Annotated in this window: 21 protein-coding genes; 16 read left to right on the forward strand and 5 right to left on the reverse strand. The window is 64.5% G+C overall.

The annotated features are described in order from the left end of the window. Positions 1–22: 22 nt before the first annotated feature. Positions 23–1,180, reverse strand: a complete 1,158-nt coding sequence (locus O7A05_RS25185) for a fumarylacetoacetate hydrolase family protein (protein ID WP_337095627.1) — start codon at positions 1,178–1,180, stop codon at positions 23–25. 197 nt (positions 1,181–1,377) lie between these two features. Here O7A05_RS25185 and O7A05_RS25190 point away from each other — a divergent pair, with 197 nt between their 5' ends. The 6 genes from O7A05_RS25190 (at position 1,378) to O7A05_RS25215 (ending at position 7,458) form a co-directional block, all read left to right on the forward strand. Beyond that, positions 1,378–2,661 carry an NAD(P)/FAD-dependent oxidoreductase gene (locus O7A05_RS25190; RefSeq protein ID WP_337095628.1) on the forward strand — a complete coding sequence of 428 codons (1,284 nt, stop codon included), beginning with the start codon at positions 1,378–1,380 and terminating at the stop codon, positions 2,659–2,661. A 103-nt stretch (positions 2,662–2,764) separates the two neighbouring features. After that, on the forward strand, positions 2,765–3,652 hold the full coding sequence (locus O7A05_RS25195; RefSeq protein WP_337095629.1) for an ABC transporter permease: 888 nt from the start codon (positions 2,765–2,767) through the stop codon (positions 3,650–3,652). Next, complete coding sequence (locus O7A05_RS25200; RefSeq protein WP_337095630.1) at positions 3,649–4,467, forward strand: ABC transporter permease; 819 nt, start codon at positions 3,649–3,651, stop codon at positions 4,465–4,467. The genes O7A05_RS25195 and O7A05_RS25200 overlap by 4 nt, the downstream gene beginning before the upstream one ends. A 27-nt stretch (positions 4,468–4,494) precedes the next feature. Beyond that, positions 4,495–5,565, forward strand: a complete 1,071-nt coding sequence (locus tag O7A05_RS25205) for an ABC transporter substrate-binding protein (RefSeq protein WP_337095631.1) — start codon at positions 4,495–4,497, stop codon at positions 5,563–5,565. 209 nt (positions 5,566–5,774) lie between these two features. Beyond that, entirely contained in the window at positions 5,775–6,383 is a 609-nt protein-coding gene (locus tag O7A05_RS25210; RefSeq protein ID WP_337095632.1) for a cupin domain-containing protein, read from the forward strand. Further along, positions 6,373–7,458, forward strand: coding sequence for an ABC transporter ATP-binding protein (locus O7A05_RS25215; protein WP_337095633.1), 1,086 nt, complete (start codon positions 6,373–6,375; stop codon positions 7,456–7,458). The genes O7A05_RS25210 and O7A05_RS25215 overlap by 11 nt, the downstream gene beginning before the upstream one ends. A 15-nt stretch (positions 7,459–7,473) precedes the next feature. Here the strand turns inward: O7A05_RS25215 and O7A05_RS25220 are convergent, their stop codons facing one another. Beyond that, a complete protein-coding gene (locus O7A05_RS25220; RefSeq protein ID WP_337095634.1) occupies positions 7,474–8,175 on the reverse strand; it encodes a GntR family transcriptional regulator in 702 nt (233 codons plus the stop codon). 231 nt (positions 8,176–8,406) lie between these two features. Here O7A05_RS25220 and O7A05_RS25225 point away from each other — a divergent pair, with 231 nt between their 5' ends. The 10 genes from O7A05_RS25225 (at position 8,407) to O7A05_RS25270 (ending at position 18,296) form a co-directional block, all read left to right on the forward strand. Continuing rightward, positions 8,407–9,447 carry an ABC transporter substrate-binding protein gene (locus tag O7A05_RS25225; RefSeq protein ID WP_337095635.1) on the forward strand — a complete coding sequence of 347 codons (1,041 nt, stop codon included), beginning with the start codon at positions 8,407–8,409 and terminating at the stop codon, positions 9,445–9,447. A 132-nt stretch (positions 9,448–9,579) separates the two neighbouring features. After that, the gene (locus O7A05_RS25230) at positions 9,580–10,659 is read left to right on the forward strand and encodes an ABC transporter ATP-binding protein (RefSeq protein WP_337095668.1); all 1,080 of its coding nucleotides are present in this window, start codon (positions 9,580–9,582) and stop codon (positions 10,657–10,659) included. Further along, positions 10,656–11,579, forward strand: coding sequence for an ABC transporter permease (locus O7A05_RS25235; protein WP_337095636.1), 924 nt, complete (start codon positions 10,656–10,658; stop codon positions 11,577–11,579). Before O7A05_RS25230 ends, O7A05_RS25235 begins: the two co-directional genes overlap by 4 nt. Continuing rightward, positions 11,576–12,376 (forward strand): ABC transporter permease, encoded by an 801-nt coding sequence (locus O7A05_RS25240; protein WP_337095638.1) that lies wholly within the window; start codon positions 11,576–11,578, stop codon positions 12,374–12,376. The genes O7A05_RS25235 and O7A05_RS25240 overlap by 4 nt, the downstream gene beginning before the upstream one ends. A gap of 21 nt (positions 12,377–12,397) precedes the next feature. After that, on the forward strand, positions 12,398–13,984 hold the full coding sequence (gene ggt, locus O7A05_RS25245; RefSeq protein WP_337095639.1) for a gamma-glutamyltransferase: 1,587 nt from the start codon (positions 12,398–12,400) through the stop codon (positions 13,982–13,984). Positions 13,985–14,029: 45 nt separating this feature from the next. Further along, the gene (locus O7A05_RS25250; RefSeq protein ID WP_337095640.1) at positions 14,030–15,559 is read left to right on the forward strand and encodes an acyl--CoA ligase; all 1,530 of its coding nucleotides are present in this window, start codon (positions 14,030–14,032) and stop codon (positions 15,557–15,559) included. After that, positions 15,559–16,536: a 2-dehydropantoate 2-reductase gene (locus O7A05_RS25255; RefSeq protein ID WP_337095641.1), complete on the forward strand. Its 978-nt coding sequence runs from the start codon at positions 15,559–15,561 to the stop codon at positions 16,534–16,536. The genes O7A05_RS25250 and O7A05_RS25255 overlap by 1 nt, the downstream gene beginning before the upstream one ends. Positions 16,537–16,838: 302 nt before the next feature. Beyond that, complete coding sequence (locus tag O7A05_RS25260; protein ID WP_337095642.1) at positions 16,839–17,249, forward strand: 2'-5' RNA ligase family protein; 411 nt, start codon at positions 16,839–16,841, stop codon at positions 17,247–17,249. Positions 17,250–17,357: 108 nt separating this feature from the next. Next, entirely contained in the window at positions 17,358–17,711 is a 354-nt protein-coding gene (locus O7A05_RS25265; protein WP_224605356.1) for a nuclear transport factor 2 family protein, read from the forward strand. A gap of 237 nt (positions 17,712–17,948) precedes the next feature. After that, a complete protein-coding gene (locus O7A05_RS25270; protein WP_337095644.1) occupies positions 17,949–18,296 on the forward strand; it encodes an ArsC family reductase in 348 nt (115 codons plus the stop codon). A 216-nt stretch (positions 18,297–18,512) separates the two neighbouring features. On the opposite strand, the gene O7A05_RS25275 is transcribed toward O7A05_RS25270, so the two are convergent. From O7A05_RS25275 to O7A05_RS25285, 3 genes are all read right to left on the reverse strand, one after another. After that, the gene (locus O7A05_RS25275) at positions 18,513–18,878 is read right to left on the reverse strand and encodes a DUF488 domain-containing protein (RefSeq protein ID WP_337095645.1); all 366 of its coding nucleotides are present in this window, start codon (positions 18,876–18,878) and stop codon (positions 18,513–18,515) included. 26 nt (positions 18,879–18,904) lie between these two features. After that, entirely contained in the window at positions 18,905–20,161 is a 1,257-nt protein-coding gene (locus tag O7A05_RS25280) for an aminopeptidase (protein ID WP_337095647.1), read from the reverse strand. Positions 20,162–20,286: 125 nt separating this feature from the next. Beyond that, a complete protein-coding gene (locus O7A05_RS25285) occupies positions 20,287–21,201 on the reverse strand; it encodes a LysR substrate-binding domain-containing protein (RefSeq protein ID WP_337095649.1) in 915 nt (304 codons plus the stop codon). Between the last annotated feature and the right edge of the window lie 2 nt (positions 21,202–21,203).

Here is a 21,203-nt window from a genome sequence, read left to right on the forward strand (position 1 = left end):
CCAACCGCCGTCTGGTGCGGCTTTAGATCAGCCCCGCCTTGGCCAGGTCGCGCATCAGGTGGCTGGCGCCGTAGGTCCAGTGTGGGCAGTCGGGCGACAGCCGTACGCGGTTGGTGAGCGCGCCAAGCTTTTCCGACGAGATGGTGACGATGTCGCCGATCTTGTGCGTAAAACCCTTGCCCTTCTCGCCGCGATCCTTCGAAGGCACGAACATGGTGCCGAGATAGAGCGCCAGCCCGTCCGGATACTGGTGATGCGGGCCCATCGCCGCCTTGACCAGTTCCTCCGGCGAGCGGCTGATTTCGGCCATCGAGCTCGCGCCCTCCAGCGAGAAGCCGTCCTCGCCCTCGACGCTGAGCCGCACCGTGGCGCGCTTCACGTCGGCGATGGAGAAGGTTTCGTCGAAGAGTCGGATGAACGGCCCGAGCGAAGCGGAAGCATTGTTGTCCTTGGCCTTGCCGAGCAGCAGCGCCGAGCGTCCTTCGACGTCGCGCAGATTGACGTCGTTGCCGAGCGTGGCGCCGACGATGCGGCCCGAACTGTCGGCGATCATGGCGATCTCCGGCTCCGGATTGTTCCAGGTGGAGACCGGATGCAGGCCGACATCGGCGCCGAAGCCGACGGAAGCCATCGGCTGGCATTTGGTAAAGATCTCCGCGTCCGGGCCGATGCCCACTTCGAGATATTGCGACCATGCCCCGCGCGAAATCAGCTTGGCCTTGATTTCCATCGCTTCCGGCGAGCCGGGCTTGAGCTTCGACAGATCGTGGCCGATCAGCCCGGCGATGTCGGCGCGGATGGCGTCGGCCTTTTCGGCCGAGCCGCGCGCCTGTTCTTCGATGACGCGCTCGAGCAGGCTGACGACGAAGGTGACGCCGGAGGCCTTCACCGCCTGCAGGTCAACGGGCGAAAGCAGGAAGGGCTTACCGGCGTCACGTTTGGCCTCGAAGCTGTTCCCCGCAATCTCTTCCAGCGCGCCGATCGCCTTGCCCTTGGCCAAGCGCAGATAGTCAGCCGGATCCTTCAGCTCGCAAAGATCGCGCACTGTAGGCGCCGCGCTCGAGGTGACGTCGATGACCTGTCCGTCCCGCACCGTCACCACCAGCGGATGGGAAGCGGCGCTGGTCTTGGCGCGGCCGACGAAAATTCCATCGGCGGGCAGGCGGGTCGGATCGGTCATGGCATCATTCCTCTCAATTTTTTCGCGCGCGGCACTTTTCCCCGATTTCGCGGAAACGTCTATCCCGCCAGCCGCAACATTTATGACCATGCATGTGCTGTCACAGCCACGGCCGAACTGGCCCAGCGAAGCGCTCTTTCAAATCTATGAAATCGGCAATAGGATTTTCACGAAGCTCCAGCGCGTAGGTGATCCTCTTGGCCGCAGCCTTTTCCGATCCGATCTGGCGAAAGCCCCAGGCGGCTACGGCGTTCCAGTCTGAGCTTTCGGCCGGTGCCACGCTGGACGCGGTCATCGTCGGCGGCGGCATTATGGGGCTGTCGACCGCGCTGCATGCGGCGCGCGCGGGCCTTTCCGTTCAGGTGCTGGATGCCGGCGCGATCGGGCAGGGCGCCTCGGGCCTCAATGGCGGCCAGGTCATTCCCGGCCTCAAATACGATCCGGAGTGGTTGATCGAACACTTCGGCAAGGAGCGCGGCGAAGCCCTTGTCGCGTTCGCCGCCTCGACGGCCGATGCCGTGTTCGACGTGATCCGCGACGAGAAGCTGGCGGTGCCGTTCACGCGCAACGGCTGGATCCAGGCCGCGCACACCGAGACCGCGCTGAAGGCCGCGGCGAACCGGGATCGCCAATGGGGCTCGCGGGGCGCCGACGTCGAGCTGCTCGACCAGGCAGGGATCGCGGCCATGACCGGCGCCAAAGGCTATCTCGGCGGCTGGCTCGACCGCCGCGCCGGCGTCATCGATCCGCTGTCCTACACGCTCGAACTCGCCCGCGTCGCGGCGGCCGCCGGCGCCAGCATCGCCGAGCACCAGCGGGTGGTGAAGCTCGCCAAAGAGGCCGGCGCCTGGCGGGTCTCGACGCAAGGCGGCGCCGAGTTGCGCGCCAAGGCGGTCGTGCTCGCCACCAACGCCTATACTGACGGCCTTCTGCCGGGCCTCGCGCAAACAATCGTGCCGCTGCATTCCTTCCAGATCGCCACCGCGCCGCTGCCGGCCGAGCTTGCCGCAAGCATCCTGCCCGGCGGCCAAGCCGTTTCCGATTCCCGCCGCATCCTCGTCTATTACCGACGGAGTCCCGATGGCCGGATGGTACTGGGCGGCCGTGGCCGCATGACGCTGCCTTCAAGCGCCGCCGACTGGGCGCATTGCGAACGCGCGCTGCTGCGCCTCTATCCGGCGCTTGCCGGCATCGCCATCGAAAAGCGCTGGTTCGGCCGCGTGGCGCTGACGCCGGATCACCTGCCGCATCTGCACGAGCCGGAAAAGGGCCTGCTCGCGGCCGTCGGCTGCCAGGGCAGGGGCGTCGGGCTGATGAGCGCGCTCGGCAAGCGCATGGCGGATTACCTCGCGACCGGAGACGTCAGTCAATTGCCTTTCCCGCTCTCGCCGATCCGGCCGATCCCATTCCACGCCTTCCGCCAAGTCGGCGTCGCCGCGGCAATCACCTGGTACCGCATACTCGACGCTTTCGAGCGTTGATGCCGAATGCGTGCAGCGCACAAGCGAATCTGCTTGACAGTTTCACAAATATGAAAAAACATCAGTCGATTTCAAAAATCCGATGGAGCCAATAGGCACTCCGATGTCGACCATCGTTGCAGCGCGGCCATCGCCGGAAACCCGTATCTCGCCGGTGTTCCGCTTCGCCATGCTGCTGCCCGGCGGGCTGGTTACATTCTTCCTCATCCTGTTCGCGCTTGGCCTGGTGGTCTTTCTCGCCTTCAGGGGAAATGACGGCTCGCTGCTCGGGGTTGGTTTGACGGTCGAAAATTTCGTCACCGTGGCCACCGATCCGCTCTACTGGACGGTGACGCTGCGCTCGCTGGTGATTGCCGGTCTAGTGACGCTGGCGACCGTCGTCACCGCCTATCCGGTCGCCTTTTATCTCGCCTTTCATGCCGGCCGCCGCCGTAACCTGCTGCTCTTCCTCGTCACGCTGCCCTTCTGGACCAGCTATCTCCTTCGCGTCTTCGCTTGGAAGATCGTACTTGCCTATAACGGCGTGCTGAATTCGGCCTTCATCGAGACCGGCCTGTGGTCGGAGCCGACGCTCGCCTTCCTCAACACGCCGGCCGCGGTAGTGGTGACACTTGCCCACGCCTACGCGCCTTTCGCCATCCTGCCGATCTATGTGGCGCTGGATACGATCCCGAAATCGCTGCTCGAAGCGGCGTCCGATCTCGGCGCACGGCCCTTCACCAGCTTCCGCCGCGTCGTGCTGCCCAACTCAATGCCGGGCGTTCTGGCCGCGGCGCTCGTCGTCTTCGTGCCGACGGTCGGCGACTATGTCACGCCGGCCATGGTCGGCGGCCCCGCCAGCACCATGATCGGCACGCTGATCCAGTCGCAATTCGGCAAGGCCAATGACTGGCCGTTCGGCGCCGCACTCTCGGTATGCGTCATGCTGGTGATCCTGTGCGTGGTGCTGGTCGCGCGCGGCGCCGACCGCCGGTTCGGCAGCCGCACATGAGCGCCCGGGCCGACATCAACGCAGGCGGCCGCTGGCTCGGCCTTTATGTGCTTGGCTATCTCGTCTTCCTTTATCTGCCGGTGCTTTTGATCCCGCTGTTTTCCTTCAACAATTCCATCCAGGCGGCGTTCCCGCTGCAGGGTTTTACGCTTGAATGGTACCGCACGCTCTACGGCAATCCGGCGCTCTCCGGCGCCCTGGCCAACAGCCTGGTCATCGGCGTCATCGCCGCCTTCGGCGCGACGCTCTGCGGCATCACCGTTTCCTACATGGATCTCTACGGCCGCTCGCCGGTTGCCGCTACGATCAGCGCCATCGCCCGGCTGCCGATCCTGATCCCCGGCGTCATCGTCGGCATTTCGCTGCTGATCCTGGTCAATCTGATCGGCCTCGGCCCATCGCGCGTTTCCATCGTGCTCGGCCACATCCTGGTCGCGCTGCCGACGACGGTCGTGGTGATGCGCAGCCGCTTCGCCGCCATCCCGAAGACGATCCGCGAGGCGGCGCTCGACCTCGGCGCTTCCGACTGGACGACGTTCCGGCGCGTCATGCTGCCGCTCAGCTTGCCCGCCGTGCTGTCGGCTTTCATGCTCTCCTTCCTGATTTCCTTCGACGAGTTCATCGTCGTCTTTTTCCTTGCCGGCACCGAGCCGACGCTGCCGCTCTACATCTGGAGCCAGCTGCGCTTTCCGCGTTCGCTGCCGACCGTGATGGCGCTCGGCACGGTGATCCTCACTGTCTCCTTCATTATCGCCGGCACAGCCGAAATCCTTCGTCATCGCGGCCTCGGCGCCGCGCGTCGCAATCCAGCCTGAACCACAACAAAGAAGAGGAGAACGAAAATGACAGTCCACCTGAAATCGCTCACCGGACAAAAAGCCCGGGCCGGCCTTGCCGCACTGGCGCTCGCGCTGTCGTCGACGGCCGCACTTGCCGCCGACAAGTTGCAATATTTCACCTGGTCGGGCTACGAATTGCCCGACTTCAACAAGAGCTTCCTTGCCGCGCATCCCGATGGCGTCGAAGCGACGATCTTCGGCGACGACGACGACGCCTTCACCAAGGTCAAGGCCGGCTTCCGCCCGGACATCGCGCATCCCTGCTACGACAAGGTGGCGCGCTGGAACAAGGAAGGCTTGCTGCAGCCGATCGACACCAAGCGCATCAAGAACTGGGATTCGATCTTTCCGGTGTTCAAGAACCTGCCCGACCTGCAGGCCGGCGACGGCAAGGTGTGGATGGTGCCGTGGGATTGGGGCAACACCTCGATCCTCTACCGCACCGATCTGGTGAAGAACCCCGAGGCGAGCTGGAACCTTCTGTGGGACAAGCAATATGCCGGCCGCATGGCGACGATCGACGCCGTGCACGACACGCCGATCGTCGCGGCGTTGCTGGCGGGCGTGAACCCCTTCGACATGACGCCCGACCAGATGGACAAAGTGGCCGAAAAGCTGCGCGAGCAGCGGCCGCTGCTGTCGAGCTACACCACCGACATGACCTCGGTCGAGCAGGCGCTGGCCAGCGGCCAATTGGTCGCCGCCATGACCTGGAATGCGTCCGCCACCTCGCTCAAGAAGCAGGGCGTGCCGGTCGAGTTCATGAAGCCGAAGGAAGGCATGCTGACCTGGGCCTGCGGTTTCGTCATGCTCAAGGACGCCAAGAACGTCGATCTCGCCTATGACTTCATCAACAGCCGCCTCGACGCCGACTCCGGCAAGTTCCTGATCCAGTCCTATGGCTATGGCAGCTCACTCTCGACCGCCTTCGCCGGCGTGTCGAAGGAGGAGCTGGAGAAACTGCAGCTGCCTGCCGATCCGGAGGTGATGCTGAAGAGCACCGTCTTCACCGGGCCGATGAAGCAGAATGACGACGTGGCGAAGATGTTCGAGAAGGTGAAGGCAGGGGGCTGAGTGGCGCGGATTCCCCTTCTCCCCTTGTGGGAGAAGGTGGATCGGCGCGCAGCGCCGAGACGGATGAGGGGTGTTGGACGGATCGCCGTCGTCGCCAAGCTGGAGCACCCCTCGTCCGTCGCCTTCGGCGACACCTTCTCCCACAGGGGGAGAAGGGGGAGCCTGGCGGCGCTGCGCCGCACCGGTGGAAAGACAACGAGGACCATTGCATGGACATTCTTGACGAAGCGGCGGCAAAGCCGAAAGACGATGCCGATATCCGCGTCGGCCGCCGCGTGCGGGCGCTCAGGCTCGAGCGCAAGCTGTCGCTGGCCGAGCTCGCGGCCAAGGCCGGCATCTCCATCGGTGCGCTCAGCCAGATCGAGCGCGGCATGTCCTCGCTGCGCGTCAAGGTGATCTGGCCGCTGGCGGCGGCGCTCGATATCGAACCGTCGGCGCTGATCACGGACGGCAATGAAGCGGTCAACGATCTCTATTGCGTGCGTGCCGACAAGCGGCGCTCGATCCCGGTGAAATCCGAAGGCATCGCCAAGGCATTGCTGTCGCCGCCGGCGGCGACGCTCACCGGCATGCTGGTCACCGTGGAGCCCGGCGGCGGCACGGCGGAAGCCTACGCCCATGCCGGCCACGAATTCGGCTTCGTCATGAACGGCGAAGTCGAGCTGGTGGTAGACGCCACGACCTATGTGCTGAAAGCCGGCGACAGCTTCGCCTTCAAGAGCACGCTGCTGCATGCCTTCCGCAATCCCGGCGCCGAGCGCTGCCAGATCCTATGGGTCAACACGACAAAGCCGTCCGAGGTGCGCGATGGCGCCTGACGCGCTCGTTCGTCTCGACAAAGTCTCGAAGGTTTTTCCGGGTGGTGTGGTCGGTCTCGATACTGTCGATCTCGATATTGCCGCGGGCGAGTTCCTGACCCTCCTCGGCCCGTCCGGCTGCGGCAAGACGACCAGCTTGCGCGTCATCGCCGGCTTCGAAAGCCCGTCGAGCGGCAATGTGCTGCTCGATGGCCGCGACATCAGCGGGCTGCGGCCTTTCGACCGGCCTGTCAACACGGTCTTCCAGAACTACGCGCTGTTCCCGCATATGGATGTCGCGGCCAATGTCGGCTTCGGCCTGTCGCTGCGCAAACTCACCGGCGCCGATCAGGCGCGCCGCGTCCGCGAGGCGCTCGACATGGTCGGCCTCGCCGACAAGCTGCGCGCCCGCGTCTCGGAACTATCCGGCGGTCAGCGCCAGCGTGTCGCCTTAGCCCGCGCCATCGTCTGCGAGCCGCGTGTGCTTTTGCTCGACGAGCCGCTGTCGGCGCTCGACGCGCATCTGCGCGAGCAGATGCAGGTCGAGCTGAAGCGGCTGCAGTCGCGGCTGGGGACCACCTTCGTCATGGTCACGCACGACCAGACCGAGGCGCTGTCGATCTCCGACCGCATCGTCGTCATGAACAAGGGCCGCATCGAGCAGATCGCGCCGCCGGCCACGCTCTACGATCGTCCGGCAACGCGTTTCGTCGCCTCTTTCATCGGCACGATGAACCTGTTGCAGTCGCGCTTCCTCGGCCGCGACGGCGAGCGGTTGCGCTTTGCCGCCGGCGACTTGCCGCTGGAGGCGACGTCCGACAGCGGCGAGACGCCGGCCGCCGGCGACATGCGCACCATCGGCGTGCGCCCGGAAGATCTGCTGGTTGCTGGTGAAGCCGGCGAAGGCACCGCGCCGGCGCGGGTCAGCGGCGTCGTCTTCCACGGCCGCACGCTGCGCCTGCATGCCGAGCTAGGGCAGGGGACTCCGATCGTCATCGACGCGCCGCGCCGCGCCGACGGCTCTCAGTTCGGCGTTGGCGACGTGGCGCATGTCAGCCTGCGGCGCGGCGCCAACTGCCCCATGCTTTCCAGCTGATGGACGGGCCCAGGCTCAAGACGCCTTGGCGAAGAATCCCTGATAATCGGACTTGGCTTGCAGCAGGCGCAGGATGTTCTCGCGCGAGCCGCGGACATGCGCGCGGGCGCGCTCGCCGGCCAGCGTGACGTCACCGGCGCAGATCGCGTCGACAATGCCGGCATGTTCCTCGCGGGTGAGCTTCCATTCGTCCAGCCACAGGAGCTCCGTCCAGACATATTGCTGGCACTTGTCGAGGATGCCGCAAAGCATGCCGTGGAGCATCTCGTTGCCGCTGATCTCGGCGATCACCCGGTGCAGGTCGATGCCGACCTGGAGCTCCTCAAATTTCTCCCTGGTGCTGCGGTCCGGGATCGCCGCCAGCCGCTCGCATTCGGCGAGCATGTCGCGCAGCTTCGCCTTGTCGGCGGCGGTCGCATTGGCCGCCGCCAGCTCCGTCGCGCGCCCGTCAAGCAGTTCGCGGATGTCGAAAGCCTCGCGGAACATGGTCAGATTGAACTCGGCCACCACATAACCCTGGCGCGGCCGCCCGATCACCAGCCCGTCGCGCTCCAGCCGGTTGAAGGCCTCGCGCACCGGCGTGCGGCTGACTTTCAGGCGCTCGGCGATCTCGTTTTCCGTCACGCGACCGCCCGGCGGGATCTGACCGGTGATGATCAACGCCTTCAGCGCCTCGAACACCGAGTCGCGCAGCGTGTTCTTTCTCTCCTTGCTCAAGCGTCCCGCCTCCAACGGTCAGTCATGGAATCGCAGTCTAGTGCCTTTTAGCGCCTGCTTGAACAGACCGTTTCGGGGGCGCGCTGCCGGTCCGAACCGTCCTGCTTCTCCCTCCACCAAAAAACCCGATGCCCCATGTTGACATCGGCTTCCAGAGAATTACACTCAAAATTGTATACAAATTCGCATACCAAATCAACGATAACGGGAACACCGGTTGGAGAAGCGAAAATGACGAAGAGACTCTGTATTAACGGCTTGGCCGTCGCCTGCCTACTGGCCACGGTCGCCGTTCCGGCCTCGGCCGCCGACACCATTACCGTCGCCTCATGGGGCGGCACTTATCAGGAAGCGGAGACCAAGGCCTTCTTCGATCCGACGGCCAAGGAACTCGGCATCACCATCAAGCAGGACACCACCAACGGCCTCGACGACGTGCGGCTGCAGGTCACCGGTAATGCCGTCAAATGGGACATCACCGAACTCGGCGCCGACGAATGCGCGCGCGGCTCGAAGGAAGGCCTGTTCGAGAAGCTCGACTACAACGTTATCGACAAGAGCGGCATCAACCCGAAGCTTGTCCACGACGATTGGGTCGGCATTTCCTACACGTCGGTGGTCTTGATCTATCGCACCGATGTTTTCGGCGACAAGGGCCCCAAGACCTGGGCCGATTTCTGGAATGTCGAGAAATTCCCTGGACGCCGCGCGCTCTCCGGCAGCCAGGCAACGGAGACGCTGAGCGTCGCCGCGCTTGCCAAGGGCATTCCGATCGACAAAGTCTATCCGGTAGACGTCGACGGCGCGCTGCAATCCGTCGACAAGGTCAAGGGCCATATCGATGCCTGGTGGACCTCCGGCGCGCAAGCCATGCAGCTCGTGAAGGACGGCGAGGTCGACATGGCGAGCATCTGGAACGGCCGCGCCGGCACGCTGAAGAAGCAAGGCGCGCCGGTCAGCTTCTCCTTCGATCAGGGCGTGCTCACCGCCGACTGCATGGTCATCCCGAAGGGCTCGAAGAACAAGGACGTCGCTATGAAGGCGCTGGCCAAATTCGTGAGCCCCGACCTCCAGGCCAACCTGCCGCTCTATGTCGACAATGGCCCGGCCAACGAGAAGGCCTTCGAGACCGGCAAGATTCCGCCCGAGCTCATCAAGGACATCAATTCCGCGCCGGAGAACGTCAAGAAACAGGTGCTGCAGGATCCCGCCTTCTGGCGCGATACCCTCGTCGAGGCGACCGAGAAGTTCAACAATCTGATCCAGCAGTAACGCTAAGCAATTCCAGGAAAGTGCGCAGCGGTTTCCCGACCGGAATTGCGTAACCAGAAACTGTCGGAGCGGCTTCTGATACGCCGCTCCGCATCGTTTCGCGAAAATGATCAGGAGTTGAAGGAGATGCTCTTGTCTCTCGCGCAGTCCGCGCTTCCCATCGGCATCAGCGGTATCGAGAAGCGCTTCGGTGCAGTCTCCATCCTCAGCGATCTCAGCCTCGACGTGGCGGCGGGCGAATTCCTGACGCTGCTCGGGCCGTCCGGCTCGGGAAAGACGACGCTCTTGATGATCCTGGCCGGCTTCGTGCGGGCCAATGCCGGCTCCATCAGGGTCGGCGGCGAGGAGATCATCACCATGCCGCCGCACAAGCGCAATATCGGCATGGTGTTCCAGAACTATGCGTTGTTTCCGCATATGAACGTCTTCCACAACATCGCCTTTCCGCTGAAGCAGCGTCGTGTGTCGACGGTCGAAACGGCCGAGCGTGTCGAGCGGGCGCTGGACCTAGTACAGTTGAAAGGCCTCGGCGAACGGCGCGTCGACCAGCTCTCCGGCGGCCAGCGCCAGCGTGTGGCCTTGGCCCGCGCCATTGTCTTCGAGCCGCGCATCGTTTTGATGGACGAGCCGCTGTCCGCACTCGACAAGAGCCTGCGCGAGCATATGCAGATCGAGCTCCGCAACCTGCATCGTCGGCTTGGCATGACGACGGTCTACGTCACGCACGACCAGCGTGAGGCGATCACCATGTCGGACCGCGTCGCCGTCATGAATGCCGGACGCATCGAGCAGATCGATCAGCCCGAGATCCTCTACGCTAGGCCGAAAACAAAGTTCGTTGCCGGCTTCATCGGCGAATCCAGCTTCATTCCGGTTGAATGCCGCAATGGCGGCGTCTGGCATGAAGACAACAAGCTGCGCATGAAGGATCCAATGCCGTCCTCGGGCCGGCACCTGATGGTGGTGCGGCCGGAGAAGCTGCGCCTGATCGCTGGCGAACAGACTAGCGACATCAATGCGCTGCCGGCAACGGTCGGCGACGTCATCTACCAGGGCGACAGCTTCGTCTGCTATGCGACGCTCAAGGACGGCCGGCAGGTGATTTTGCGCGACTATTGCCGCTTCGACGTGCTGGCGAGACTGCCGGCGCCGGGCGAGCCGATAACGCTCGGCATCGATGCGCAGGACGTGGTGCTGGTGGCGGACCAATGAGCATTGCGTCCGTCAGCCTCGACCACGCCGGACGGCCCGATGGGGCGCTCAATATCGATGCCTTGCGCGCCGACGCGCGGCGGGAATCGCGTGGCCTGCTCGCGCTTTTGTCGCCCGGGCTGCTTCTGGTCTTCGCCGTCATCATCGTACCGATCGGCTGGCTGTTCTGGCTTTCGCTGTTCGACGAGAGCGGTCAGCTCAGCGCCGCCAATTATGCGCGCTTTTTCGAGCAGGCCTCCTACATCAAGACCTTCGTCACCACCTTCAAGGTGGCTTTCGTCGTCACCGGCGCCTGCGTGCTGTTCGGCTATCCGCTGGCCTATATGCTGTCGCAACTGCCGCGCCGCGCTGCCGGGGTGTGCCTGATCTTCGTCATCCTGCCGTTCTGGACCTCGGTGCTGGTGCGCACCTATGCCTGGCTCGTCATCCTGCAGCGCAAGGGGCTGGTCAATACATGGCTGATGGATATCGGCCTCATCGGCCAACCGCTGCCGCTCGCCAACAATTTCGCCGGTGTGGTGATCGGCACGACCCACATCATGCTGCCCTTCCTGGTGCTGCCGCTCTACGCCTCGATGAAGACCATCGACGTCGACTGCTTGCGCGCCGGTATGAATCTCGGCGCCAGCCCGGCCGCGACTTTCCGGCAGGTCTTCTTCCCGCTGTCGCTGCCCGGCCTGGCCTCGGGCGTGGTCATCGTCTTCGTGCTCTGCCTCGGCTTCTTCGTCACTCCGGCGCTGATGGGCGGCGGCAAGGTCATCATGTGGGCGATGCGCATGGAGCAGACCACCAGCCTCTATTCCAATTGGGGCGCGGGCGCCGCCCTCGGCGTCGTGCTGCTCGCCGTCACGCTGGCGCTGCTCGGCCTCTTCCACTGGCTGCTCGGCGCCCGCGCCACCGGTGTGTGGAGTCAGCGATGAGCATGGAAAATGCCCTGCCCATCTCGCATCGGCAACGCCTTTGGCTCTATGCGCTCGGCGGCCTTGTCATGCTGTTCCTGATCGCTCCGTCGGTGATCATCGTCATCATGTCCTTTTCCGGCTCGTCGCTCTTAGAGTTCCCGCCGCAGGAATGGTCGCTGCGCTGGTATGAAAGCTATTTCGGCTCGGTCGAATGGCGCGACGCCACCATTGTCTCGGTCAAGGTTGCGGTGATGACGGCGATCGTCGCGACGCTGCTCGGCACCGCCGCGGCCTACGCCATGAACACCCGCACGCTGCGGCTGACCGGCGCGATCAACGCGCTGCTCACCGCTTCACTGATCATCCCCGTCATCCTGATCGGCATCGGCACCTTTTTCCTCTATGCCCGCATCGGCCTCAACAACACACTGACCGGCTTGGTCATCGCGCACACAGTGCAGGCGCTGCCGCTGGTCGTGCTGACCGTGCTTTCGGGGTTGCGGTCCTACGACATGAACCAGGAGATGGTGGCGCGCAGCCTCGGCGCCGGCCGCTTCTCCGCCTTCTTCCAGGTGACGATGCCGCAGATACGCTTCTCGATCGTCTCCGGCGCGCTGTTTGCCTTCATCACCTCCTTCGACGAGGTGGTGGTGTCGCTGTTCATCTCCGGCGGCGAGACCACGACGCTGACGCTGCGCATGTTCAATGCGCTGCGTGATCAGATTGATCCGACGATTGCCGCCATTTCGACTTGCCTGATCGTGCTATCGATCATCTTGTTGTTCGCCGCCCAGCTTTTCGGCCGCGGACGTTGATACAGGGATACCAAGAACCGCATGCGTGACTTCCAGTTCCCCGGCCGCTCGCCGGTCCGCGCCACCGAGGTGATGGCCGCGACCTCGCATCCACTCGCCACGCTTGCGGCCATCGACATGCTGCGCGCGGGCGGCAATGCGATGGACGCCGCGGTTTGCGCGGCCGCGGTGCAGGCCGTGGTCGAGCCGCAGTCGACCGGCATCGGCGGCGACTGTTTTGTCCTCTATTGCCCGAAGGGCGACGGCAACGTGCTTGCCTTCAACGGCTCAGGCCGTGCGCCAAAGGCCGCGACGGTCGACTGGTATCTGGACAAGGGATTCAGCGAGCTCCCGAAGCAGGGTCCGCACGCTGTCACCATCCCAGGCGCCGTCGACGCCTGGTGCCGGTTGTTGGAGGATCACGGCCGCAAGGGTTTGGCCGATGCGCTCGCTCCGGCCATCCGATACGCGGAAGAAGGCTATGTGGTGCACGACCGCGTCGCCTTCGACTGGCATGAGCCCGAGACCGACCTCTTTGCCGACGAGGTGGCGACGCGCATCTTCCTGCCGGGCGGCAAGCCGCCCAAGGCCGGCGATGTTCATCGCCAGCCGGAGCTGGCGGAGACGCTGCGCATCATCGCGAAGAAGGGCCGCGCCGGTTTCTACGAAGGCGCGGTCGCGGAGGATCTGGTCGGACGGCTTCGCGCGCTCGGCGGCCTGCATACGCTCGACGATTTCGCCGCCACCAGGGGCGATTACCGGACCCCGGTCAGCACCTCCTACCGCGGCTACCACATCCACCAGATGCCGCCCAACAACCAGGGCCTGACCGCGCTTCTGATGCTGAACCTGCTGTCCGGCTTCGACCTCGGCGCGCTCGATCCGGACGGCGCCGCGCGCCTGCACCTCGAGATCGAGTCCGGCCGGCTCGCCTATCAGGATCGCGATGCGTTCTTCGCCGACCAGGATCATGTCGACGTGCCGGTCAAGGGGCTGCTCTCCGCTGCCTATGCCGATAGCTTGCGCGCAGCGATCGACCCCGAGCGCGCCATGACCCATCTGCCGCGCCTCGATCTTCCGGGCAGCGACACGGTCTATATCTCCGTCGTCGACCGCGACCGCAACGCGGTGAGCTTCATCAACTCGACCTATTATTCCTTCGGCAGCGGCGTGGTCGGCCCGAAGACAGGCGTCGTGCTGCAGAACCGCGGTTCCAGCTTCCGTCTCGATCCGAAGCACCCGAACGCCATCGCGCCCGGCAAGCGACCGATGCACACGATCATGCCGGGCATGATGACGAAGGATGGCCGTGCTCTCATGCCCTTCGGCGTGATGGGTGGCGGCTACCAGCCCTTCGGCCATGTGCATCTTTTGACCAACATGATCGACTTCGGCATGGACCCGCAGCAGGCGATCGATGCAGCCCGCGTCTTCTATAACCACAACGTCGTCGAGGCCGAGCGAAGCGTGCATCCTGATGCCGTCGAAGGCCTGCGCCGGCGTGGTCATCGTGTTGTGGAGCCCGACCACCCGCTGGGCGGCGGACAGGCGGTGCTGATCGACTGGGAAAAGGGCACGCTGACCGGCGCGTCCGATCCGCGCAAAGACGGCCTGGCGCTCGGATATTGAGCAGCGCTGGACATCGGCCGATCGTTCGAAACATAGTCTGGAACCATGACAAACAGCGAAAACGCCACCGATCTTGCCCATCGACTTGCCCCCGGAGCCGACGACGCGCCGGCCATCGCCGCGCCCGAACGGACGGCACTCTCGCATGGCGGGCTGCGGCGATTGATCCATGAGAATGTTGCTCGGCTCAACGCCCTCGGCATCGGCCGCGGCGACCGCGTTGCCATCGTGCTGCCGAACGGCCCGGAAATGGCCACTGCCTTCACCGCCGTGGCGGCGGCCGCGTCCACCGCTCCGCTCAATCCGGCCTACCGCGCCGACGAGCTCGATTTCTATCTGACCGATATCGGCGTCAAGGCGATCCTGGTCGGCAAGGACGAGGCAGGTCCCTCGGTCGAAGTCGCCGAGCGCCTCGGCATCTCCGTACTGCGTTTGGTCGTGCCTGAAGGGTCCCCAGCTGGCACCTTCACGATCGAGGGCGAGCCCGTTGGATCACCAGTTTCATCCGGATCCATCGAGGATGGCGACGTGGCGCTGCTGCTCCACACTTCCGGCACCACGTCGCGGCCGAAACTCGTGCCGCTCAGCCACGCCAATCTCGCGGCGTCGGCAACGCATATCGGCGCGACGCTCGGGCTGACCCCCGCCGACCGCTGCCTCAACATCATGCCGCTGTTCCACATCCATGGCCTGATCGCCGCGGTGCTGTCCTCGCTCGCCGCCGGCGGCAGCGTCTTCTGTACACCGGGCTTCAACGCGCTGCGTTTCTTCCAATGGCTCTCCGAAGCCAAGCCCAGCTGGTACACGGCCGTGCCCACCATGCACCAGGCGATCCTGCCGCGCGCCGCCCGCAATCCCGAACAGCTTGCCGAGGCGAAGCTGCGCTTCATCCGCTCGTCGTCCGCTTCGCTGCCGGCGCAAGTGATGGCCGAGCTCGAAGCGACCTTCGGCTGCCCGGTGATCGAGGCCTACGGCATGACAGAGGCCGCGCATCAGATGGCGTCCAACCGTTTGCCGCCGGGACTGCGCAAGCCCGGCAGCGTCGGTGCGTCGGCCGGACCGGAAGTTGCCGTCATGGCGCCGGACGGGCGATTGCTCAAAGCCGGCGAGGTCGGCGAGATCGTCATTCGCGGACCGAACGTCACGGCGGGCTACGAGAAGAACCCGGATGCCAATGCCAGCGCCTTCGCCCATGGCTGGTTCCACACCGGGGACCAGGGCGTGCTCGACGAGGACAGCTATCTGCGCGTCACCGGCCGGCTGAAGGAGATCATCAATCGCGGCGGCGAGAAGATTTCGCCGCTCGAGGTCGACGGCGTGCTGATGGATCATCCCGCGGTGGCGCAGGTCGTCACCTTCGCCATGCCGCATGACAAGCTCGGCGAGGAAGTGGCCGCCGCCGTCGTGCTGCGCGAAGGCCAGAGCGCCAGCGAGGCCGATATCCGCGGCTTTGCATCGACCCGGCTCGCCGACTTCAAGGTGCCGCGCAAGGTGGTGATCCTCGACGAGATCCCGAAGGGCGCGACGGGCAAGCTGCAGCGCATCGGGCTGGCGGCCAAGCTCGGGCTCGGCTGATGCGCGTTACAGTCTTTGGCGCCGGCGCGATCGGCGGCTACCTCGCCGCGAAGCTGGCGATCTCCGGTTCTGTCGATCTGTCGATTGTGGCGCGCGGCGCGCATCTCGAGGCCATCAAGGCCGACGGCCTTCGCCTGATAGAGGACGGCAAGGAAACGGTGGCGCGGGTGAAAGCGGCGGCACGCGCCGAGGAGCTCGGCGTGCAGGACTATGTCGTGCTGGCGCTGAAGGCGCATTCGCTGGCCCCGGCGCTGGACGAGATCGCGCCGCTCTTGGGCGAGGGGACAGCCGTCGTCACCATGCAGAACGGCGTGCCCTGGTGGTACTTCTACAAGGCGGGCGGCGCTCTCGAAGGCACGCGGCTCAACGCAGTCGATCCCGGTGGCGCGATCTGGCAGCGCATCGGACCGGAGCGTGTCATCGGCTCCGTCGTCTATCCGGCCGTGGAGGTCGATGCGCCGGGCCTCATCCGCCACGTCGAGGGCACGCGCTTTTCGCTGGGCGAACCTTCCGGCGAGAAGAGCGAGCGCGTGACCGGGCTTGCCCGCGAAATGGTCAAGGCCGGGCTGCAGGCGCCGGTGCGCGAGGACATCCGCTCGGAGATCTGGGTGAAACTCTGGGGCAATCTTTCCTTCAACCCGATCTCGGCACTGACCGGCAGCACGCTTGCGGCCATCGTCGCCGACGAAGCCACACGCGCCGTCGCCCGCGCCATGATGCTGGAGGCGCAGGCGATCGGAGAGATGCTCGGCGTGCGCTTCCTCATCCCCGTCGACCGGCGCATCAAGGGGGCCGGCGATGTCGGCGAGCACAAGACCTCGATGCTGCAGGACCTCGAGCGCGGCCGCCCGATGGAGATCTTCGCGCTGGTCACCGCCGTGCAGGAGCTCGGCCGCCTGACCGGCCAGCCGACGCCGACCATCGACACCGTACTGGCGCTGGTTCGGCGGCTTGCGATCGAGCGCGGGTGTTATTGACTTCATAGACGTGAAGATCGTCCGCTCTTGACTCTCGTCAATGTTCCTGTTTTGTTCTGGCTAAGGAGTTTTAACAGGAGCGTTCTCAGCCGAACGAGTACACATGTCTCGGCAGCAAGAGTTTGAATTCGGCATTCCGATTCCTCCACTGCAGCCGAAGCTGCGGGATCGCGTGTTCTTCGCGCTGTTTGTGCAGGCCAAGGATCGTGCCGCGTTTTAGTCATTGCAGAGACTTTTGTGCGATCTCAATGGGATAACCGGGTCGCTGCTGCTGAAAGAGCGATTTCACGTCAGTCAACAACATGTCGGTGATTACAAAAGACTTAGATCGAAAATCGAATTCGCGGCAAAGCGAGCCGGCCAATTGGTTGAAATGCCGGCGTTTGAAGTCACGTTTAGTCCATGCCGTAAGTTTTCCCGGGCGCCCGGCGGCAAAAGGCAGGCCGCCATCGCGTCCGTTCGTGCTTTTGGCAGACGATGGACCGGTCTGCGAACTCAGCCGGTTGATTGGCGTTGCGATGAAGGCAAACGGTCTCAAATCGGCAGATCATTTCGTTCCGCACATGACGCTTGCCTATGACAAGAAATTCATTCCCAGGCAGCCCATCGATCCGATCAGCTTTGTAGCAAGGGAGTTCGTCCTCGTTCACAGCCCGCGCGGGCTGACGATCTACAAAGATCTGAACCGCTGGCCCCTGATGGCCGCGCCATAGGCCAGGTTGCCACCATCCTGACACGATTTGTCACCTGCGGAGCCGGCCGTCGGTGGCAGGCGAACGATCGATACCTACTTGATGTCTGGTCCAAACCGGGAGGAAATCATGACCACTGCCGAAATTGCCAAAGATTTCACCGAGCTCCTCAAGCGGGGCGACAGCCACGGCGCTGCCGCGAAATACAATGCCGACGACATCGTCAGCTACGAGGCCATGGAAGGGCCGATGGCCGTTTGCAACGGCAAGGAAGCCGTCAAGGAGAAGGGCGCCTGGTGGGAAGCCAACCATGAGGTTCACGGCGGCTCGATCGAGGGTCCCTATGTCAATGGTGACCAGTTCGCCCTGCGCTTCAGCTTCGACGTGACGCCCAAATCGACCGGGGAGCGCGTCAAGATGGATGAGGTTGGCCTCTACACCGTCAAGAACGGCAAGATCAGCGAAGAGCGTTTCTATTATTGAGGTTTGCCGGCATTCGGCTGCGCACGCCTTTCGCAGCTTGATTTGAAAGATCGGGCATGGCGACCTCGGTTGATATCCAGGCCGCCATGTCTGTTTCTCAAATCATCTTCGCATGATCCGCAAGCTGGTCGGCCACCGTGCCCCAGCAAAATCGCACCGGCGCAAAGCGCTGGCAAAGCTTATAGGGCCGGCCTAGGCTTCTGCCGGATTCGAAAACCCATCTGACAGAGGCCCGTCTTGACCATCACTATGTACGGCATCACCACCTGCGACACGATCAAGAAGGCGCGCGTCTGGCTGGAGAGCCATGACGTCCCTTATCGCTTTCATGACTACCGGGCAGAGGGGATCGAGGCCGACAGGCTCCGCGGTTGGGTCGGCAAGGTCGGCTGGGAAAAGCTGCTCAACAAAGGCAGCACCACGTTTCGCGAGCTGCCGGAGGCGGACAAGGCGGGGCTGGACGAGAAGAAGGCGAAGCAGCTGATGCTCGCCAAGCCGACGATGATCAAGCGGCCGGTGCTGGAGGTGGGGGATGACGTTGTCGTTGGCTTCAAGCCAGAGGTTTATGAGGAGGCGGTGAAGTAGGCGGGACGCCGAAGCTGCCAATCTCCCCCCAGGGGAGATGGCCGGCAGGCCAGAGGGGGTGTGAAGGAACGCGGCGCAACGTGCGACGCGAACCTGCCTCAAGTATGCGCTTTTTGATTATTGAGAGGCTGGAGGGACAGCACCCCCTCTGCCCTGCCGGGCATCCCCCGCAAGGGGGGAGATCGGACGTCGCCTCCGCTTTCGCTCATCGCCAACTTAGCGAAGTTCTCTCACGCCTCGCAAATAGTCCGCCAGCGCCACCGCATTGTTGTGCGCCTCGTCATGCGCGCCGTAGAGCAGCGTCACCTTGCCCTCGCGCACCAGGCCGCGCAGCTGCGCCACCGCTTCCTTGTTGGCGTCGAGCTCGGCCCGATATCGCTTTTGGAATTCCGGCCAGCGCTCGGGCTCGTGGCCGAACCATTTGCGCAGTTCGTCGCTCGGCGCGATCTCCTTCAGCCATAGCGTCAGTTCCGCGTCCTTCTTGCTGACGCCGCGCGGCCAGAGGCGGTCGACCAGCACCCGCTGGCCGTCGGCCTTCGCCGGCGGCTCATAGACACGCTTCACCGCAATGTCGAAGGCCATCCTATCTCTCGTTGGCGAGAGAGCCGTTACGCCCACTCGCCCTTGCGCATCACCGGCACGCGGCCGCCATCCTTGGCCACGCCGTCAATGTCGATCTTGTCGGAGCCGATCATCCAGTCGATGTGGATGAAGCTCTTGTTGCCGCCGCGCGTCGCGATCTCGTCCTGGCTGAGCGACGCACCGTTGACGAAGCATTTCGAATAGCACTGCCCGAGCGCGATGTGGCAGGCGGCGTTCTCGTCGAACAGCGTGTTGAAGAACAACAGCCCGCTCTTCGCGATCGGCGAGGAATGCGGCACCAGCGCCACCTCGCCGAGACGCCGCGCGCCTTCATCGGTGTCGAGCACCTTCTGCAGCACATCCTCGCCCTTCGAGGCCTTGGCCTCGACGATCCGCCCGCCTTCGAAGCGCACCGAGATGTCGTCTATCAGCGTGCCCTGGTAGGAGAGCGGCTTGGTCGAGGAGACATGGCCCTCGACGCGCCTTGCATGCGGCGTGGTGAACACTTCCTCGGTCGGGATGTTCGGGTTGCAGGTGATGCCGTTCTTCGCCGTCGAGGCACCGCCCATCCATTCATGGCCGTCCGCCAGCCCGACGATCAGGTCGGTGCCCGGCCCGGTGAAATGCAGCGCGTCGAAACTGTGCTCGTTCAGCCATTTCGTGCGCTCGGCCAGAGCGGCGTTGTGCGCCTTCCAATTGCCGATGGGGTCCTCGACGTCGACCCGCGAAGCCGAGAAGATGGCGTCGGCAAGCTTCACCACCGCGACGTCGTCCGGCTCACCCGGAAACACCTGTTTTGCCCAGGCAAGGTCGGGATAGGCGACGATGTTCCAGTTGATGTCGAAGCCGGTGATCTTCTCCAGCGCCGGCTGGTAGGCCATCGAGTTCGCCTTGTTGGCGCGCGCCACCTTGGCCGGATCTTGCGACGAGAGCAGCGACGGATCCTCGCCGCGCACGGCGAGCCGAGCGGCATTGTTGGAGAACGCCTTCGCCATGCCTTCGTAGAGCCAGCCGGCGGCGCGGTCGAAGCCGGCGTCCGCCCCATAGCGGAAACGTGCCAGCGTGATCTCGTCGTCGTTGAAGATCGGCGTCACCAGCCCGGCGCCCGCCTTATAGGCGTGCTCGACGATGCGGCGGGTCAGTGGCAGCGCCGCGATCGAGGAGGTCAGCACCAGGTCCTGTCCCGGCTGCAGCTGCAGCCCGACCTTGACGGCGACTTCCGCCAGCCGGTCGAGCTTCACCGGGTCGATGCTTGCCGAAACGCCGCGCGAATGTGTGGTCATGATCCTGCCTGCTATTTGTTGGGGTTCTCATCCTTACATAGACCGCTGCGATTGACCTTTCCACCGCGATCGACTGGGCCTGCTCTCAAGCAGGACGAACCGCGTCGTTGAAGAGTGCGGAGCGGTTATGCGGCGCTGTCCAACGCCCGGAACTGCGCCATGGTCGCCTCGATCTCCTCGCGGATCCAGGCCTTGAAGTCGCGCACCTTGCGGCTTTCGCTCTTGGTGCCCGAGGTCACCAGCCAATAGCCGAGCCCGCTCTCCGCCCTGATCCCGAAGGGCGCGACCAGTCGGCCGTCGGCCAGCGCGTCGGCGGTCAGCAACTGCCAGGCGAGCATCACGCCGTGGCCGGCGATCGCCGATTCCAGGCAAAGCATCGGATCGGTGAAACGGGCGCCCTTCTGGAAGGTGACCGGCTCGACGCCCGCCGCCTCGAACCAGCCGTCCCAGCTGAACATCGCCCGCTCGTCGGTGATGGCGCAGGTCTGCGCCAGATCGCCGATCGACTTCAGCCTGGCCGCGATCGAGGGCGCGCAGACCGGAAACACTTCCTGGGCAAGTAGAAGCTCGGCGCGCCCGCCCGGCCATTTGCCGTCACCGAGGCGGATGGCGATATCGATGTCGGACCGGTCGAGATCGGCGACCCTGGCCGACGCATCGATGCGCAAAAGCACATTCGGGTATCGCGCGAAATGCCGCGACAGCCGGGGCAGCAGCCATTTCGAGGCGAAAGCCGGCGCCACCGAGACGACCAGCGTGCACTCGTTGGCCTCGTCGGCCAGCGCCACCGCTTGCGCAAGCTCGCGGAAGCCGGCGCTGAGCCGCGCCGTGAAGGCGGCGCCGAATTCCGTCGGCACGAGCCCGCCTGGCGTCCGTTCGAACAGCGCCTGTCCCAACTGCTTTTCCGTGCGCTTGACCTGCTGGCTGACGGCGCTGACCGAGACGTTTAGCTCCGCCGCCGCTCCCGCCAGCGATCCAAGCCGGGCGACGGTTTCCACGGCGCGCAGGCCGTTGAGATGGACGCGGTTCAGCATAGCCATCC

The sequence above is a fragment of the Mesorhizobium argentiipisi (SeqCode) genome (assembly GCF_037179585.1).
Taxonomy (GTDB): Bacteria; Pseudomonadota; Alphaproteobacteria; order Rhizobiales; family Rhizobiaceae; genus Mesorhizobium; species Mesorhizobium argentiipisi.